Here is a 16,680-nt window from a genome sequence, read left to right as displayed (position 1 = left end):
ATCGAGCGAGCTGGATCGAACGTATGAGCTGCGGTTTCCTGGAGCAAGACTCAGTGGGCGCGGTGCCCGCCCTCGCCGCCGGTGGTGGGCAGGCTGCCGAGCACGTGGTTGATGATGTGGATCCGCGCGCCGGCGACCTGGTAGTCGGCGCACACGGTGTCGGCCTGGTCGGCCAGGCGGGCAGTCGCCCCGCCCCCGGTGACCGTCACCGTGGTGCCGGCGAGCGTGGTGACCGTGCCGGCGGCCACCAGGTCGGCCAGCGACAGCGACCCGGCGACGAGGTGTTCGCGGAGCAGCCCGCGGAGCTTGTCCTTGTCGGCCACCAACAGGTGGTCCAGGTCGTCCTCCGAGAACTTGGCGGCGAAGGCGTCGTCGGTCGGCGCCAGGATGGTCACCCCCGAGCCGTCGTGCAGGTCGGCGGACATTCCGGACGCCCGCACCGCCGCCTCGAACGTGGTGAGGACGGGCAGCCACTGCAGGGCCGCCTCGGCCGGCTGACCGGCCAGGGCCGCCGGGTTGCCCGGGTCGCTGCCGGAGGGCAGCAGGTCGCACAGCGGGCCGCTCACGACGGGTGCCGCCTTCGGTGCGGCGCCCGCCGCAGCCGGCGACGTGGTGCCGGCGCCGGAGCAGCCCGTGCCGGTGAGCACCAGGGACAGCGCGGCAGCGGCGAGCGCAGCGGTCCGTCGCCGGCCGGCCGGCCACCGGAGCCGGGGGAGGGATCGAGATCGCGGGGGGATGACGGGCGGTTCCACGGCGTTCTCCGGTCGGGTCGGGTCGTACCGGCAGGCCCGGGGAGGCCGGACCTGCCGGTACGACGATCAACGGGTCAGAGGCTCGCGCACTGGCCGCTCTTCGGGCCCTCCACCGAGTTGCTCAGCCCGAGGTTGTCCGGTGCCTGGGTGTTGCCGCCGCAGCTCAGCGGGCCGGTCACGGTGTTGGCCGCCACCAGCGGCGCGTCACCCCGGTTGCCCGACACGTCGACCGGGCCGGTGACCGTCGCGTCGACGATCACCACGGGGCCGCTGGACTGCGCGACCCGCACCGGGCCCTCGACCGCGGTGTCGGTCAGGAAGACCCCGGCCGCGCCGCCGGCGTCCACCGGGCCGGTGATCGACGAGCCGGTGGCGATCAGCGTGCCGCCGGCCCGGACCCGGACCGGGCCGGTCACGGTGGCGTCGCGCAGGCAGGTCACCCCGGAAACCACGAGCTGACCGCTGCGCTCGCCGGTGACGGTCGGGTACACCCGCTCGGCGTCGACCAGCTTCTCCACCGCCTGCCCGTCCAGCAGCAGCGGGATCAGGCCCCGCTCCGGCTGGGCCAGCGGCACCACGTACCCGTCGGCGACCTTGACCACCTTGTGACCGTGCGCGGCGAGGCGCTGGGCCACGGTGGTGCGCTGACCGGCCGGGCCGTCGGTGCGCTCCCCGTTGTACTGCTCCTCGGTGAGCTTGTACGCGCACGGCGCCTGGTCGAGGACCTGGCCGTCGCGCGGGGCGTCCAGCGGCGGCGGGGCCTCGCCCGGGTGCGGCGACGGGTACGCCGGGATCGGCCGGGAGCCGCGGAAGACGATCCGACCGGTGTTCGACACCTGGAAGGTGATCGCGTCGGCCCGCGCCGAGGTGATCTCCTTGAGGTTCGCCCGGTGGTAGTCGAGGAACTGCTGGAACGTCCAGAGCGCCGAGAACGTCTTGCGCCGCCGGTTGTTCGCCGTGTTGCCCTCGTCCGGCCGGGTCGTGCCGCCGGAGCTGCGCAGCTCCAGGAGGGAGTTCACCACGTTCTTGAGGCCCAGCGTGTTGCGCAGGATCGTCTCCTCGCTCAGCCCCACGTTCCCGCCGCCGTTGCAGCCGTACGGGCAGGGCCACCAGCCGTCCTTGGCGCCCTGGCTGTACATGTGCCCCTCGATCATGTGCTGCGACTCGTCGAAGATCGACTGCGCGACGTTCTGGTGCCGCGGCGGCAGCATCGGCAGGTCGCCGGCGCTGGAGTTGCCGAACTCGTGCCCGTCGTAGCCGGCCACCGGGCGGTAGTCCCGCAGCATCCGCACCAGCGCGAAGGTCTCCGGCTGGCGGATCAGCGAGTAGTCCCGGTTGAGGTCCTGGCCGGTGGAGTTGCCGCGGGTGTTGGCCGCCCGGCCGTCACCGTTGATGGTGGGCACGATCAGCACGGTGGTGTGCGACAGCAGGTCCAGCGTCCGCGGGTCGTTGCTGAAGGCCAGCTGACGCGCCATGATCAGGCAGGCTTCCCGGTCACCGGGCTCGTTGCCGTGCACGTTGCAGTTGACCATCAGCGGCGAGGTCGCGGCCACCGCCGCCGGGGTGGCCGGCGGGGTGGGGTAGCCGATGACGAACATGTTGATCGGGCGGCCCAGCGCTGTCCGGCCGATCTCGGTCACCCGGACACGGTCGCTCAGCTCGTCGACCGCCGCCGTGTACGCGTACTCGTTGACGTCGCTGGTGTACTGCGCCGCGAGGGTGGTCTCCCACTGGGTGCGGAGGTTCTCACCCGGCACGGCCGGGTCGCCCCAGGGCGCCCGGGTGGTGCCGGCCACCGGCGCCGAGTACGCCTCGGCGGTGGTGCCGAAGCGGGCCCGGACCCGCCACTGGAACCGGGCGCCCGGGTTGAACCCGGCGTCGGCGAAGGTGGGCGAGGAGTTGTTGATCTGGCGGTTCGGCCGCCACACGCCGGTGATCACCGCCGGTCCGGTCGCCGTGTCGTCGGCGGCGACCGGGGTGCGCTCGATCTGGTAGTCGGTGGCGCCGTCGACCGGCGTCCAGGCGAGGGTGGCGTAGCCGTCGCCCTGCGCGACCGTCAGACCCTGGACCTGGTTCGGCTCGGTCGGATCGGCCTGTGCGGGCACCGGCCCGGCGAACGCCGCCAGGCTGGCGGCGAGCAGTGCGGAGAGGATGGCCGTCGTCCGTCTGTCTCTCATGGAAGCTCCAGAACAGGTGGGATGACTTCGGTCCGGACAGCACACGCGAGTCAGACCGTCCCTGGTCGACGGTCGACGATTTCTTGAGATTGATCTGAGGATCGACGGCTCAGGCCGACCGGAGCCGATAGCCCACCCCGCGTACGGTCTCCACCAGGCCGGCCTCGTCGAGCTTGCCGCGCAGGGCCGCGACGTGGACGTCGAGGGTGTGGCCGCCGCCCCAGGTCGTCTGCCAGACGTCCATGAGCAGCCGCTCCCGGGGCACCACCGTCCCGGCCTGCCGGGCCAGCGCCATCAGCAGGGCGAACTCCTTGCGGGTCAGGATCACCTCCCGGTCACCGAGCCAGACCCGCCGGGCGTTGAGGTCCAACCGCAGGTCGCCGACCTCCAGCAGGGCCTCCATCCGGGAGGTACGCGCGGCGCGGCGCATCACCGCCTCGATCCGGGCCTGCAACTCCGCCATCGAGAACGGCTTCACCACGTAGTCGTCGGCGCCGGCCCGCAGCCCCGCCACCCGGTCCCGCTCGTCAGCGCGGGCGGTCACCGCGATGATCGCGATGTCCTCGTTGTGCCGGCGGATCTCCCGGCACAGCGCCAGGCCGTCCCGGTCGGGGAGGTTGAGGTCGAGCAGCATGAGGTCCACGGGCCCGGCCTCGACCGCCTCCGACGCGGTGGTGGCCGTGATGACCGAGTTGCCCCGGCGGCGCAGCGCGGCGGCGAGCGCGGACGCGACTCGCAGGTCGTCCTCCACCAGAAGCACCCGCACCGCGTCTCCTCGGACCTCGTCGTCACAGGTTCACGCGAGTCTGTCCGATCCGCACCGGCCGCGACCAGTCCAAACTGAAGATCACGACCAGAAGATCACGCAGGTCGACCCGTCGGGCCGACCCGGTGGGCCGTCGCGCCGAGATCCGGCCGCGCCCGCCTCAGGAGTTGCTCGGTGCCGTGAGGTGGAGGGGTAGGAGGAACGCGGCGGAGACCGCCAGTTCCCGGTCGAGCACCTCGGCACGGGGGACGAAGACCATCGCCCGGCCCTCGCCGAGCACCACGTCCTCCTGGGTCGCGTCGGTGGTGCCGTGGAAGGCGTGCATGGTGACCGTGTGCGGGAAGTTCTCCTCGTACGGGCGCGGGCCGCTCCACAGAGGGTGCAGCTCTCCCGCGGTCAGCCCGGTCTCCTCCAGCAGTTCCCGGCGGGCGGCCTGCTCCGGCGTCTCGCCGGGTTCGATGCGGCCGCCGGGCAGGGCCCACTGGTTCGGGGAGACGGGCGCGTGCTCGTCCCGGTGCTGCAGAAGGATCGCACCGGAGGCGTTGACGAGCAGGACAATCGCCACTTCATAGCTGGCCATCCGCGGATCATGCCACGAGGATCGGCCCATTCGCGTACGCCCGCTCTTGATCCACTCCAGACCGCCGTGGTGGCGGCATCCGATCGTGTCGGACACCGCCACCTCGGCGAGCTGGAGCCGATCATCCCGGCCCGGCAGGCCGGCGGGGTCAGCGGAGGCCGGCGGCGGCCAGAAGGTTGCCCTCGGGCAGAGCGGGCAGGGTCCGGCCCGCGGTCATCCGCTGCTCGGCGCGGGCGGCCGTGAACGCCGGGTCGCCGGCGATGGCCGCGGCGTACGCGGCGGCGGTGCGGGACGCGATGGCCGACCAGCCGTACTGCTCGTGGACCATGGTGCGCGCGCGCCGGGCGAGCAGCCGCGCCCGGTCCCGGTCGGACAGCAGCGTGTGCACCGCCTCGGCGAGCCCGTCCGGGTCATGTGGGGCGAAGGTCAGCCCGGTCACGCCCGGCTCGACGATCTCGGCCAGCCCGCCGGTGCGAGCCACGGCGAGCGGCGCGCCGGCGGCCGCGCCCTCCAGGGCCACCATGCCGAACGGCTCGTAGATGCTGGGCACCGCGAAGCAGTCCGAGGCGGCCATCACGGCGGGCAGGTCGGTGCCGCCGAGGAAGCCCGGCATGCTCACCGTGCCGCCGAGTCCGAGCCGGTGCACCTCGGCCTCCAGGGTCGCCCGGTAGGGCCCGTCGCCGACGATCACGGCGCGCAGCCCGGGGTGCCGGTCGCGCAGCCGGGGGAGCCCGGCGAGCAGGTGCTGCACGCCCTTCTCGTAGACGAGCCGGCCGGCGAAGGTGACCAGCGGCCCGTCCCCGGCGAACCGGGCCCGGGCGGCGGCGACCGCCGAGCCGGGCACCCGCCAGCGGTGCGGCTCCACCCCGTTGGGGACCACGTCGACCCGGGCGGGGTCCACCCCGAACAGCGCGCCCACCTCGTCGCGCATGTAGCCGGAGCAGACGATGACCCGGCCCGACTCGGTGGCCAGCCAGTGCTCGACGCCGTGGATGGTGCGGTTCATCTCCTCGGGCAGCCAGCCCTGGTGCCGGCCCGCCTCGGTGGCGTGGATGGTGCTGACCAGCGGCACGTCGAGGTGCTCGCGCAGGGTCATGGCGGTGTGCGCGACCAGCCAGTCGTGGGCGTGGATGACGTCGTACGCGCCGGCCTCGGCGGCGCGCAGGGCGGCCCGGGTGAGGGTGTGGTTGAAGGCCATGGTCCAGGCCAGCAGCGAGTCGGTGGCGAGTGGGAAGGTGACCGGGTCCTCGGCGGCGCGGACGATCCGCACGCCGTCGGCGTACTCCTCCAGGGGCGCGCCCTCGGCGTGCCGGGTGACGACGGTGACCTCGTGGCCGGCGGCGGCCAGGGCGACGGAGAGCGCGTGCACGTGGCGGCCGAGGCCACCGACGAGCACCGGCGGGTACTCCCACGACAGCATGAGGATGCGCCGGGTGCGGGGCGGCACGCCGGGCTGCGGCGGGATGGTGGGGCGGGAGGTGAGGGTGGGCCGGTGGGTCCGGTCCGTCGCGGTGGCGGGCTGCGCGCCGACCCGCAGGGTGGTCACATCGATCTCCGTCCATGCATGCTGGTACGCGCCGACGTCAGTGGCGGCGTGGGGAGCGTGGTGGGTCGGCCGAACGGCCGGGGTGGACCCGCGCGGGCGCGCACGTCCGTTGTCCAGGAAAAGCCATCCCGCGTGAACCCGCACCTCGAAATGGGCGATCGTGACGGAAGACACCTGAAGGTCCAGCCGGTCCCAGGTGGGCGGATTTCGGTTACCGTCCGAACGGGTGGATTGGCGGAGCGTGCGGCGGGGCATTAGCGGCGTGCGCACCGGCGGCCCGCCCGTCCGGTGCGCTCATGATCAGGGCCGAAGGAGCGACATGCAGGTCTGGCCGGGCGAGAGCTACCCCCTCGGTGCCACCTACGACGGGATGGGAACCAACTTCGCGATCTTCTCGGAGGTGGCGGAGAGGATCGAGCTCTGCCTGTTCGACGAGTGGGACACCGGCGCCGAGCGCCGGGTCGAGCTGCGCGAGGTCGACGCCTACGTCTGGCACGCCTACCTGCCGGGCGTCGAGCCCGGCCAGCGGTACGGCTACCGGGTGCACGGGCCGTGGGACCCGGCCAACGGGCTGCGGTGCAACCCGCACAAGCTGCTCCTGGACCCGTACGCCAAGGCGGTCGACGGCGAGATCACCTGGGACCCGGCCGTCTACGACTACGAGGTGGGCGGCGACCCGGACCGGCGCAACGAGACCGACTCGGCCCCCTTCATGCCGAAGTCGGTGGTGGTGAACCCGTACTTCGACTGGGGCAACGACCGGCCGCCGCGCACGCCTTACCACCACTCGGTGATCTACGAGGCCCACGTGCGCGGCCTGACCATGCGCCACCCGGACATCCCCGAGGAGCTGCGCGGCACGTACGCGGCGATCGCCTCGCCCGTGATGATCGACTACTTTCAGCGGCTCGGGGTGACCGCGGTCGAGCTGATGCCGGTGCACGAGTTCGTGCACGACCACCGGCTGGCCGACCTCGGGCTGCGCAACTACTGGGGCTACAACACCATCGGCTTCTTCGCGCCGCACCACGGCTACTCGGCGCTCGGCCGGCTCGGCCAGCAGGTGCAGGAGTTCCGCGGCATGGTCAAGGCGCTGCACGCGGCCGGCATCGAGGTCATCCTCGACGTGGTCTACAACCACACCGCCGAGGGGAACCACCTCGGGCCGTCGCTGAGCTTCAAGGGCATCGACACCCCGAGCTACTACCGGCTCTCGGAGGAGGATCGCCGGTACTTCGTCGACTACACGGGCACCGGCAACAGCCTCAACGTGCGCAGCCCGCACTCGCTCCAGCTGATCATGGACTCGTTGCGCTACTGGGTGACCGAGATGCACGTCGACGGCTTCCGCTTCGACCTGGCGGCCACCCTGGCCCGGGAGTTCTACGAGGTGGACCGCCTCTCCACCTTCTTCGAGGTGGTGCAGCAGGACCCGGTGGTCGGCCGGGTCAAGCTGATCGCCGAGCCGTGGGACGTCGGCCCGGGCGGCTACCAGGTGGGCAACTTCCCGCCGCAGTGGACCGAGTGGAACGGCAAGTACCGGGACACCGTGCGGGACTTCTGGCGCGGCGAGCCGAACACCCTTGCCGAGTTCGCCTCCCGGATCTCCGGCTCCGCCGACCTCTACCAGGACGACGGGCGCCGCCCGTTCCACAGCATCAACTTCGTCACCTGCCACGACGGGTTCACGCTCAACGACCTGGTCTCCTACAACGACAAGCACAACGAGGCCAACGGCGAGGAGAACCGGGACGGGGAGAGCCACAACCGCTCCTGGAACTGCGGCGTCGAGGGGGAGACCGACGACCCCGGCGTGCGCACCCTGCGCGCCCGGCAGCGGCGCAACTTCCTGGCCACCCTCATCCTCTCCCAGGGCGTGCCGATGCTCGGCCACGGCGACGAGCTGGGCCGCACCCAGCGCGGCAACAACAACGCCTACTGCCAGGACAGCGAGCTGGCCTGGGTCGACTGGACGCGGGCCGACGAGGACCTCCTCGCCTTCGTCCGGCGGCTCACCGAGTTCCGCAACCGGCACCAGGTGTTCCGCCGCCGGCGGTTCTTCACCGGCCTGCCGGTCGGCGGCCGGGCCGCCGGCACCGCCCTGCCCGACCTGGCCTGGTACACGCCCGACGGCCGGGAGATGAGCGGCGAGGACTGGGGCAACGACTTCGGCCGCTCGGTGGCCCTGTTCGTCAACGGCGACGGCATCCCCGAACGCGGCCAGTACGGCCAGCGCCACCGGGACGACTCCTTCCTGCTGCTGTTCAACGCGCACGACGCCCCGCTGGACTTCACCCTGCCACCGGTCGAGTTCGGGCAGCGGTGGGAGCTGGTCATCAGCACCGCGGACCCGGATCCGGAGAAGACCCTCGCGGTCGAGGCAGGCGGAAGCGTCTGCGTCCCCGACCGCTCGCTGCTGGTCCTGGAGAGGACGGCCTGACCATGCCCGACACCCCCCACCCCGACGACACGACGGCGACGACGGCGACGACGGCGCGGGTGGGGTCGACCTACCGCGTCCAGGTGCGCCCCGGCTTCGACCTCGACGCCACCGCCGGCCTCGCCGGCTACCTGGCCGACCTCGGCGTCACCCACCTCTACAGCGCGCCCCTGCTCACCGCCACCCCCGGCTCGCAGCACGGCTACGACGTGGTCGACCACCGCGCCGTCAACCCGGAGCTCGGCGGCGAGGGCGGCCGGCAGCGCCTCGTCCGGGCGCTCCGTGCGGCCGGGCTCGGCCTGGTCGTGGACATCGTGCCCAACCACGCCGGGGTGGCCCGGCCGGCGGCCAACCCGGCCTGGTGGGACGTGCTGCGCCGGGGCCGGGCCTCGGCCTACGCGGACTGGTTCGACATCGACTGGGACCGCGGCCGGCTGCTGCTGCCGGTGCTCGCCGACACCCCGGACGCGCTCGACGACCTCAAGGTGGTCGACGGCGAGCTGCGCTACCACGAGCACCGCTTCCCGATCGCCGACGGCACCGGCGACGGGACCCCGCGCGCCGTGCACGACCGGCAGCACTACGAGCTGGTCGACTGGCGGCGCGGCGACAGCGAGCTGACGTACCGCCGGTTCTTCGCCGTGTCCGACCTGGCCGGACTGCGGGTGGAGGACCCGGAGGTCTTCCGCGCCACCCACGCCGAGATCCTGCGCTGGGCCGCCGCCGGCGACCTCGACGGCATCCGGGTCGACCACCCGGACGGGCTGCGCGACCCTGCCGGCTACCTGGCCCGGCTGCGCGCCGCCGCGCCCGGCGCGTGGCTGGTCGTGGAGAAGATCCTGGAGTACGGCGAGGAGCTGCCCGACTGGCCGGTCGACGGCACCACCGGCTACGACGCCCTGGCCGCGGCGGGCGGGCTCTTCGTCGACCCGGACGCCGAGGCGGACTTCACGGCGCTGGACGGCCGGCTCACCGGCCGGCACACCTCGTGGCAGGACCTCACCCACGACACCAAGCTGGCGGCCGCCACCCGGCTGCTCGCCGCCGAGCTGAGCCGGCTGGCCGCCCTCGTCCCCGAGCTGCCCGCCGAGCAGGCCCGGGCGGCCCTCGCCGAGCTGGCCGCCTGCTTCCCGGTCTACCGCGGCTACCCGCCGGAGGGCGCCCGGCACCTGGCTGCCGCCCGCGCCGAGGCGGGCCGCCGCCGACCCGACCTGACCACCGTGCTGGACGCGGTCACCGCCCGGCTCCGCGACCCCGACCACGAGCTGGCCGCCCGCTTCCCGCAGCTGTCCGGCGCGGTCATGGCCAAGGGGGTGGAGGACACCGCCTACTACCGGTGGAGCCGGTTCGTCGCCCTCAACGAGGTCGGCGGCAGCCCCGCCCACTTCGGCGTGCCGCCGGCGGAGTTCCACCGCTTCGCCGCCGCCCGCCAGGTGCGGTGGCCGGCGAGCATGACCGCGCTCTCCACCCACGACACCAAGCGCGGCGAGGACGTCCGGGCCCGGCTCGCGGTCCTGTCCGAGCTGCCCGGGCGCTGGGCCGAGCGGGTCACCGACTGGATGTCCCGGGCCCCGCTGGCCGACCCCGCCCTCGCCCACCTGCTGTGGCAGACGGCCGTCGGGGCCTGGCCCGTCGAGCGCGAGCGCCTGCACGGGTACGCGGAGAAGGCCGCCCGGGAGGCGTCCGTGTCGACCAGCTGGGCCGACCCCGACCCGGCGTTCGAGCACGAGCTGCACGCCCTGGTCGACCGGATGTACGACGACCCGGAACTGCACGCCCAGCTCACCGCGTTCGCCGGCGAGATCACCCCGGCCGGCTGGTCCAACTCGCTCGGGCAGAAGCTGGTCCAGCTCGCCATGCCCGGGGTGCCGGACACCTACCAGGGCACCGAGCTGTGGGAGAACTCCCTGGTCGATCCCGACAACCGCCGCCCGGTCGACTTCGCCGTACGCCGGGAGCTGCTGGCCCGGCTCGACGCCGGCTGGCAGCCGGCGGTGGCCGCCGACGGCGCGGCCAAGCTGCTCGTGGTCTCGCGGACCCTGCGGCTGCGCCGGTCCCACCCGGAGCTGTTCACCGGCTACCGGCCGGTGCCGGCGCACGGGCCGGCCGGCGCGCACGCCGTGGCCTTCGACCGGGGCGGCGCCGTGGCGGTGGCCACCCGCCTGCCGCTGCGCCTGGCCCGCGACGGCGGCTGGCGCGACACGACGCTCGCGATTTCCGGCAACAGTGTTACCGACGTGTTCACCGGTCGGGTCTACAGTGGGTCTGAGCTGCTGATGCACGATCTGCTGAGCACCTATCCCGTCGCCCTCCTCGCTCCCACCGACTCCGTGGAGGCTGCCGCATGACCGAGTTCACGGTGTGGGCGCCCGCAGCCGCCCGGGTGCGGCTGCGGCTGCCCGGCGTGGCCGACCACGACATGCGTCCCGGGCCGCGCGGCTGGTGGCGGGTCGAGGTGCCCGGCGCCGGGCCGGGCACCGACTACGCCTTCCTGCTGGACGACGACGACCAGGCGCTGCCCGACCCCCGGTCGGCCTGGCAGCCGCAGGGCGTCCACGGGCCGAGCCGCCGCTACGACCACGCGGCGTTCGGCTGGACCGACCAGGGCTGGACCGGCCGGCAGCTGCCCGGCAGCGTCCTCTACGAGCTGCACATCGGCACCTTCACTCCCGAGGGCACCTTCGACGCGGCGATCGGCCGCCTCGACCACCTGGTCGACCTCGGCGTCGACCTCGTCGAGCTGCTGCCGGTCAACGCCTTCAACGGCGAGCACAACTGGGGCTACGACGGCGTCTGCTGGTATGCGCCGCACGAGCCCTACGGCGGGCCGGACGGGCTCAAGCGCTTCGTCGACGCGGCGCACGCGAAGGGGCTGGGGGTGATCCTCGACGTCGTCTACAACCATTTCGGGCCCTCCGGGGCCTACGCGCCGCGCTTCGCGCCGTACCTCACCGAGCAGAGCAACACCTGGGGCCGCACGGTCAACCTGGACGGGCCGCACTCCGACGGGGTGCGCCGCTACATCGCCGACAGCGTGCTCATGTGGCTGCGCGACTACCACGTCGACGGGCTGCGGCTGGACGCCGTGCACGCCATGCCCGATTCGCGGGCCACCCACCTCCTCGAGGAGCTGGCGACCGAGGTGGAGGCCCTCTCCACCCACCTGGGCCGGCCGCTGTCGCTGATCGCCGAGAGCGACCTCAACGACCCGAAGCTGATCACCCCGCGGGAGGGCGGCGGCTACGGGCTGCACGCCCAGTGGAACGACGACGCCCACCACGCGCTGCACACCCTGCTCACCGGGGAACGGCAGGGCTACTACGGCGACTTCGGCTCCCTCGAATGCCTCACCGACGTGCTGACCGGCGCGTTCTTCCACGCCGGCACCTGGTCCAGCTTCCGCAACCGCAGCCACGGCCGGCCCGTCGACCGGCAGCGCACGCCCGGGCACCGGTTCGTGGCGTACCTGCAGAACCACGACCAGATCGGCAACCGGGCCACCGGCGACCGGATCTCCCAGACCCTCTCCGCCGGGCTGCAGCGCGTCGGCGCCACCCTCCTGATGACCGCGCCCTTCACCCCGATGCTGTTCATGGGGGAGGAGTGGGCGGCCAGCACGCCGTGGCAGTTCTTCACCAGCCACCCCGAGCCGGAGCTGGCCACCGCCGTGGCGGCCGGGCGCCGGCGGGAGTTCGCCGCGCACGGCTGGCCGCCGGGTGACGTGCCCGACCCGCAGGACCCGCAGACCTTCGTGCGGTCCCGGCTCGACTGGGCCGAGCTGGACAAGCCGGAGCACCGGGAAATGTACGACTTCTACCGGCGGCTCATCGCGCTGCGCAAGCGCCGTCCCGACCTCTCCGACCCCCGCCTCCACCACGTCGACGTCCGCCACGGCGACCAGTTCCTGCTGATGCGGCGCGGCGGCTGCCTCGTGGTGGCGAACCTGGCCGGCAAGCCCCAGCGGATCAACCTGCCGGGCGTGGTGCGCCGGGTGCTGCTCGCCACCTCCGAGGGGGTCACCGTGATGCGCGACGGGATCGAGCTGCCGCCCGAGTCCGCCGCGATCGTCGCGCTCTGACCGCCTCATCGGTCCGGGCACGCGGTCAGCTTGTGCCGTACCGAGTCGGAATCGGCGTGGCCGAGCTCCTCGAACAGCGCGAGTGAACGCTGCCAGGCGTCCCGGGCGGCGGCCGGTCGGCCCGCAGCGGCCCACGTGTCACCGAGATGATCCAGCACGATGCCTTCGGCATGCCGGTCACCCATCTCGGCGAAGAGGGTGAGCGCCTGCTGGTAGCAGCCGACGGCCTGCTCGTACTCGCCGAGGTGGTGGTGGGCGAAGCCGATGCTGTCCCAGGTGTTCGCCTGCCCGTACGCGCTGCCGACCTGCTGCGAGAGGGCCAGCGCCCGCCGGCAGTAGGTGATCGCCTCCTGGTGCTCGCCCATCTGGGAGTGGTACCAGCCGATCGCGTTGAGCGCGACCGCCTGCTTGAGCGGGCTCCCGACCCGTTCGTAGAGGGCGAGACTCTGCCGTGCGTGCGGCAGGGCCTGGCGGGGCCGCCGCTGCCGGTCGTGGAGCATGCTGAGGTCGAAGTGGGTGTGCGCCCGCCCCTCGTCGTCACCGAGCGCGGCGAACAGGTCCCGCGCCGCGAGCAGGTTGGACTGCGCCTCCTCGTACCGGCCGAGGTTGGAGCAGGCCCCGGCCAGGAGCCGATGGGCCTGGGCCTGCGCCGAGCGGTCATCCAGCCGCCGGGTCGACTCGACCGCCCTGCGGGCCACCGTGGCCCAGTCGTGCCAGTGGCCCTGCCGGTCGAAGTAGGTGGCCAGGGTCCACGAGAGCTGCCCGGCCGGGGCGTCGAGACCGTTGTCGCCGGCGTATTCGATGGTCGCCAGGAGCACCTGATGCTCGCGGGTGAACCAGGCCAGCGCCGCCTCGAGGTCGCCGAGCGGCTCGGCGGTGACTCCGGATGACGCGGGGGTCAGGGTCAGCGGATCGCGCTGCGGGGACAGCAGCAGCGCGGCCGCATGAGCGGTGTGCAGGTGGTGATCGACCAGCCGGCACAGCGCGGACCGGGCACCGGCCGGGTCCCCGGCTGCCCGCTCGACCGCGAACACCCGGACCAGGTCGTGCATGCGGTACCGGCCCGCGAGGTGCTCCTGAACGAGGTGTGCGTCGGCGAGTTCGCGCAGCAGCGGGCCCAGCTCGTCGGGGGTACGGGCGGTCAGGCTGGCCGCCGCGGCGCGGCTGATGTCGGGGCCCGGTGCCAGGCCGAGCAGCGTGAAGACCTCCGCCGCCGCGGGTGTCAGCGCCCGCACCGAGCTGGACAGCACCACCCGCAGGTTCGTCGTCACCTCGTCGCCGTCGAGGACGTCCAGCGGGCTGGCTCCGGTGGTCAGCTCCGCCGCGATCGAGGACAGGGCGAGGTCGGGGCGGAGCGTGGCGCGGGCCGCCACGATCCCGAGAGCCAGCGGCAGGCCGCCGCAGAACCGCAGGATGTCGGCGACGGCGTCCGGCTGCCCCGCCACCCGCGCGGCACCCACCTGCCGGACGATCAGCTCGTGTGCCTCGCCGTCGGGCAGCACGTCCAGCGGCAGCGGTCGTGCGCCGTGGGTGGTGACGAGGCTGGCCAGCTGCCGGCGGCTGGTCACCAGGACCGCGCTCGTGGGGGTGCCGGGCAGCAGCGGGATCACGGTGGCGGCGTCGCGGGCGTCGTCGAGGACGACGAGCATCCGGCGGCCGGCGACGAGCGTGCGGTACAGCGACGCCTGGGCCTCCGGCTCGGCCGGGACGCGTGCCGGTTCGACACCGAGCGCTTCGAGGAAGCCGCGCACCACCGCCGGCCATTCCACGGGGTGGGCGGTCGGGTCGAAGCCGCGCAGGTTGGCGTAGAGCTGCCCGTCGGGAAAGCGGTCGGCGTTGGCGTGCGCCCACCGCAGGGCGAGCCAGGTCTTGCCGACCCCGCCGCCGCCACCGATGGACGAGATCACCACCGGTGACCCGCCGTCCGGGTGCGCCGCGTCGCCGAGTTGTTCGTCGAGGCGCGCGAGCTGGGCGGTCCGGCCGGCGAAGACCCCGGGCGATGCCGGTAGCTGCCGGGGCACCGTGCCCGCATGCTGTGCCGCGCTGGGCCGGCCAGGCGGCGGGCCGGTAGCCGCGGCCGGTTCGGTGCCGCCCGCCACGGGGATGTCCGGCGCCGCGAGCACCGGGTCGGCGGTGAGGATCTGCTGGTAGAGCAGTGCCAGGGGCGGGCTGGGATCCGTGCCGACCTCGGCAGCCAGCCGGCGGCGCATCTGGTGGAACTGCTCGAGCGCGTCGGCCTGCCGCCCGCACCGGTACAGGGCGAGCATCGCCTGCGCCGCGAGGCGCTCGTCCCACGGGTACCGGCTGCTCAGCGCCAGGACGTCGGGGAGCAGGCGCCCGTGCTGGCCGTGGCGCAGGGCCAGGTCGTTGCGGTCCAGCGCGGCCGCGAGTCGCTGCCGGTCGAGGGTCTGCCGGTAGGCCACCAACCACGGTGTGGCCAGCCCGTCGAACGCTTCGCCGCGCCAGAGCCCCAGCGCCTGCTCCAGGCAGCTGATCGCGGTCGCGTCGTCGTCGGTGCGCCGGGCCTTCTCCGTCAGCTCGCGGAATCGGTGCAGGTCGACGCGGTCCGGGTCGACGGCGAGCAGGTAGCCGGGATGGCGCCGGACGATGCGGACGTCCTCCGCGCCGGCCAGCGCCTGGCGGAGCCGGGACAGGTAGCCGCGCAGGGTGACCGCGGCTCCGTCCGGAACCTCGTCGCCCCAGACCCGGCTGATGAGCTGTCCGGTCGCGACCGCACGGTGGGGCTCGACCAGCAGGGCGGCGAGGACGCACTGCTGACGGGCGTGACCGATCCCGACCGCCCGGCCGTCGATCCGGACGTCCAGGTCGCCGAGTACCCGGAACTCCACCGCCACGGACTGTCACGCTAGCCGCCGTCGACAGTGGCCGGCGCGGCGTGACGAGGATCCGACAGGCGGCGCCGCGGCGGCCCGCGGGTGCAGTGTCCGATCCGCGGACCGCCGTGGCGATCGAATCAGGGGCAGTTGGTGGGGTTGTCGACGGTGGGCCGGCAGTCGTCGAACACGAGGTCCGGGCCGCCGTCACCGTCGTCATTGAGGCCGGGGCCGCCGACCAGGGTGTCCCTGCCCTGGTCGCCGAAGAGGTGATCGTCGTTGCTCCCGCCGTCCACGCGGTCGTTGCCGTCCAGGGCGCTGGGCCCGATGAAACGGTCCCCGTGGATGGTGTCGGCGCCGCCGTCACCGTGGAGGTTGTCGTTACCCAGGTCGCCCCAGATGCTGTCGCCGACCGCCCCGCCGTAGACGATGTCGTCGCCGCTGTTGGCCTGGATGTCGTCGTTCCCGTCGAGTCCGCAGATGACGTCGTCGTCGACGCTTCCGACGATGACGTCGCGACCGGTCGTGCCGATGATGAACTCCGGGCCATTGTTGTTGGTGCTGGTGTAGAGCCCGCCGGCGGGAACGAACTGCGTGGCGTATCCGGCCGGCACCGGCGCCCCGGAGTACGGGCCGCAGTCGGCGGGGACCACCACGACGGCCGCGGACGCCGGCGCGGCGGTCGCGCCGGCCAGCCCCGCGGTGGCCAGGACGAGTGCCCCGACCACCGAGAGGGCCCGGCGACCGGTACCCGATGTGGCGAGGAAACGGTGTGTCATGACGCTTCTCCCTTGCTGCTTGGATGTGCGAGAAGCGTCGCCACCCGGCGTGGAACGGACGTGCAGCAAACGTTGAGCCTTCGACGGTGCCCTACCCGGCGTGCGCTCATGGGGCAGCGACGCGGGACGCCGGCCGCTAGCCTTCCGGGCATGGACGAGGCCGGACCGAGGCTCGCGGGCATCGCGCACGAGGCGGGCGGCGGCACGATCCGGCTACGTCCGGTGGCCGAGCCGGACCTGGCCATGTTCCGCCGCTTCCTCACCGAGCCGGGCCTGATCGGGCTGGACTGGGCCGGCTTTCGGGATCCGGGCGGGCCCGCCCGCCGGCACGCCGAGGACGGCTACCTGGGCGAGCGGGACGGCCGGCTCATCGTCCAGGTCGAGCCCGAGGAGGCCGCAGCCGGGCTCGTGAGCTACCAGTGGGGCATCTACGGCGGACGCGCTCCCTACTGGGAGATCGGCATCGCCCTGCTGCCCGAGTGGCGCGGCCGCGGCATCGGCTGGCGGGCCCAGGCGCTGCTCTGCGACTACCTCTTCGCGCACACCCCGGCGCAGCGGATCCAGGCCGGCACCCACGCGGAGAACGTCGCCGAGCAGCGGTCGCTGGAAAAGGCCGGCTTCCAACTGGAAGGGGTCGTCCGCGCCTGCGAGTTCCGGGCCGGCGCCTGGCGCGACGGCTGGCTCTACAGCCGGCTGCGCGACGACCCGTCTCCGTTCTGACCGAGGGC

The 16,680-nt window shown here is 73.5% G+C and carries 11 protein-coding genes; 4 read left to right on the top strand and 7 right to left on the bottom strand.

The window, feature by feature from the left end; genetic code table 11:
• Positions 1 to 50: 50 nt before the first annotated feature.
• From GA0070214_RS20280 to GA0070214_RS20260, 5 genes are all read right to left on the bottom strand, one after another.
• Entirely contained in the window at positions 51 to 566 is a 516-nt protein-coding gene (locus tag GA0070214_RS20280; protein WP_167364300.1) for a fasciclin domain-containing protein, read from the bottom strand.
• Positions 567 to 826: 260 nt separating this feature from the next.
• The gene (locus GA0070214_RS20275) at positions 827 to 2,929 is read right to left on the bottom strand and encodes a M14 family zinc carboxypeptidase (RefSeq protein WP_091266145.1); all 2,103 of its coding nucleotides are present in this window, start codon (positions 2,927 to 2,929) and stop codon (positions 827 to 829) included.
• Between the two features lie 109 nt (positions 2,930 to 3,038).
• Positions 3,039 to 3,695 carry a response regulator transcription factor gene (locus tag GA0070214_RS20270; protein ID WP_091266144.1) on the bottom strand — a complete coding sequence of 219 codons (657 nt, stop codon included), beginning with the start codon at positions 3,693 to 3,695 and terminating at the stop codon, positions 3,039 to 3,041.
• Between the two features lie 160 nt (positions 3,696 to 3,855).
• Entirely contained in the window at positions 3,856 to 4,275 is a 420-nt protein-coding gene (locus tag GA0070214_RS20265) for an NUDIX hydrolase (protein ID WP_091266141.1), read from the bottom strand.
• Between the two features lie 148 nt (positions 4,276 to 4,423).
• A complete protein-coding gene (locus tag GA0070214_RS20260) occupies positions 4,424 to 5,821 on the bottom strand; it encodes a glycosyltransferase family 4 protein (protein ID WP_091266138.1) in 1,398 nt (465 codons plus the stop codon).
• A 319-nt stretch (positions 5,822 to 6,140) separates the two neighbouring features.
• Between GA0070214_RS20260 and glgX the strand changes: the two genes are divergently transcribed.
• Genes glgX through treZ form a run of 3 tightly spaced genes read left to right on the top strand, consistent with a single transcriptional unit; the run spans position 6,141 to position 12,339 of the window.
• Positions 6,141 to 8,261 (top strand): glycogen debranching protein GlgX, encoded by a 2,121-nt coding sequence (gene glgX / locus GA0070214_RS20255; RefSeq protein WP_091266135.1) that lies wholly within the window; start codon positions 6,141 to 6,143, stop codon positions 8,259 to 8,261.
• Between the two features lie 2 nt (positions 8,262 to 8,263).
• Positions 8,264 to 10,609: a malto-oligosyltrehalose synthase gene (gene treY, locus GA0070214_RS20250; RefSeq protein WP_091266132.1), complete on the top strand. Its 2,346-nt coding sequence runs from the start codon at positions 8,264 to 8,266 to the stop codon at positions 10,607 to 10,609.
• Positions 10,606 to 12,339: a malto-oligosyltrehalose trehalohydrolase gene (gene treZ / locus GA0070214_RS20245; RefSeq protein ID WP_091266130.1), complete on the top strand. Its 1,734-nt coding sequence runs from the start codon at positions 10,606 to 10,608 to the stop codon at positions 12,337 to 12,339. Before treY ends, treZ begins: the two co-directional genes overlap by 4 nt.
• 5 nt (positions 12,340 to 12,344) lie before the next feature.
• Here the strand turns inward: treZ and GA0070214_RS20240 are convergent, their stop codons facing one another.
• Both GA0070214_RS20240 and GA0070214_RS20235 read right to left on the bottom strand, forming a co-directional pair.
• Complete coding sequence (locus GA0070214_RS20240) at positions 12,345 to 15,194, bottom strand: AfsR/SARP family transcriptional regulator (protein WP_091266127.1); 2,850 nt, start codon at positions 15,192 to 15,194, stop codon at positions 12,345 to 12,347.
• A gap of 119 nt (positions 15,195 to 15,313) precedes the next feature.
• On the bottom strand, positions 15,314 to 15,952 hold the full coding sequence (locus GA0070214_RS20235; protein WP_091266124.1) for a calcium-binding protein: 639 nt from the start codon (positions 15,950 to 15,952) through the stop codon (positions 15,314 to 15,316).
• A gap of 150 nt (positions 15,953 to 16,102) precedes the next feature.
• Between GA0070214_RS20235 and GA0070214_RS20230 the strand changes: the two genes are divergently transcribed.
• Entirely contained in the window at positions 16,103 to 16,672 is a 570-nt protein-coding gene (locus GA0070214_RS20230; RefSeq protein WP_091266121.1) for a GNAT family N-acetyltransferase, read from the top strand.
• The last annotated feature ends 8 nt before the right edge of the window (positions 16,673 to 16,680 follow it).

This window comes from Micromonospora chaiyaphumensis (genome assembly GCF_900091435.1).
In the GTDB taxonomy this organism is placed as follows: domain Bacteria; phylum Actinomycetota; class Actinomycetes; order Mycobacteriales; family Micromonosporaceae; genus Micromonospora; species Micromonospora chaiyaphumensis.
The sequence above is the reverse complement of the archived record's forward strand: the minus strand, read 5'-3'. Positions and strand labels throughout refer to the sequence as shown.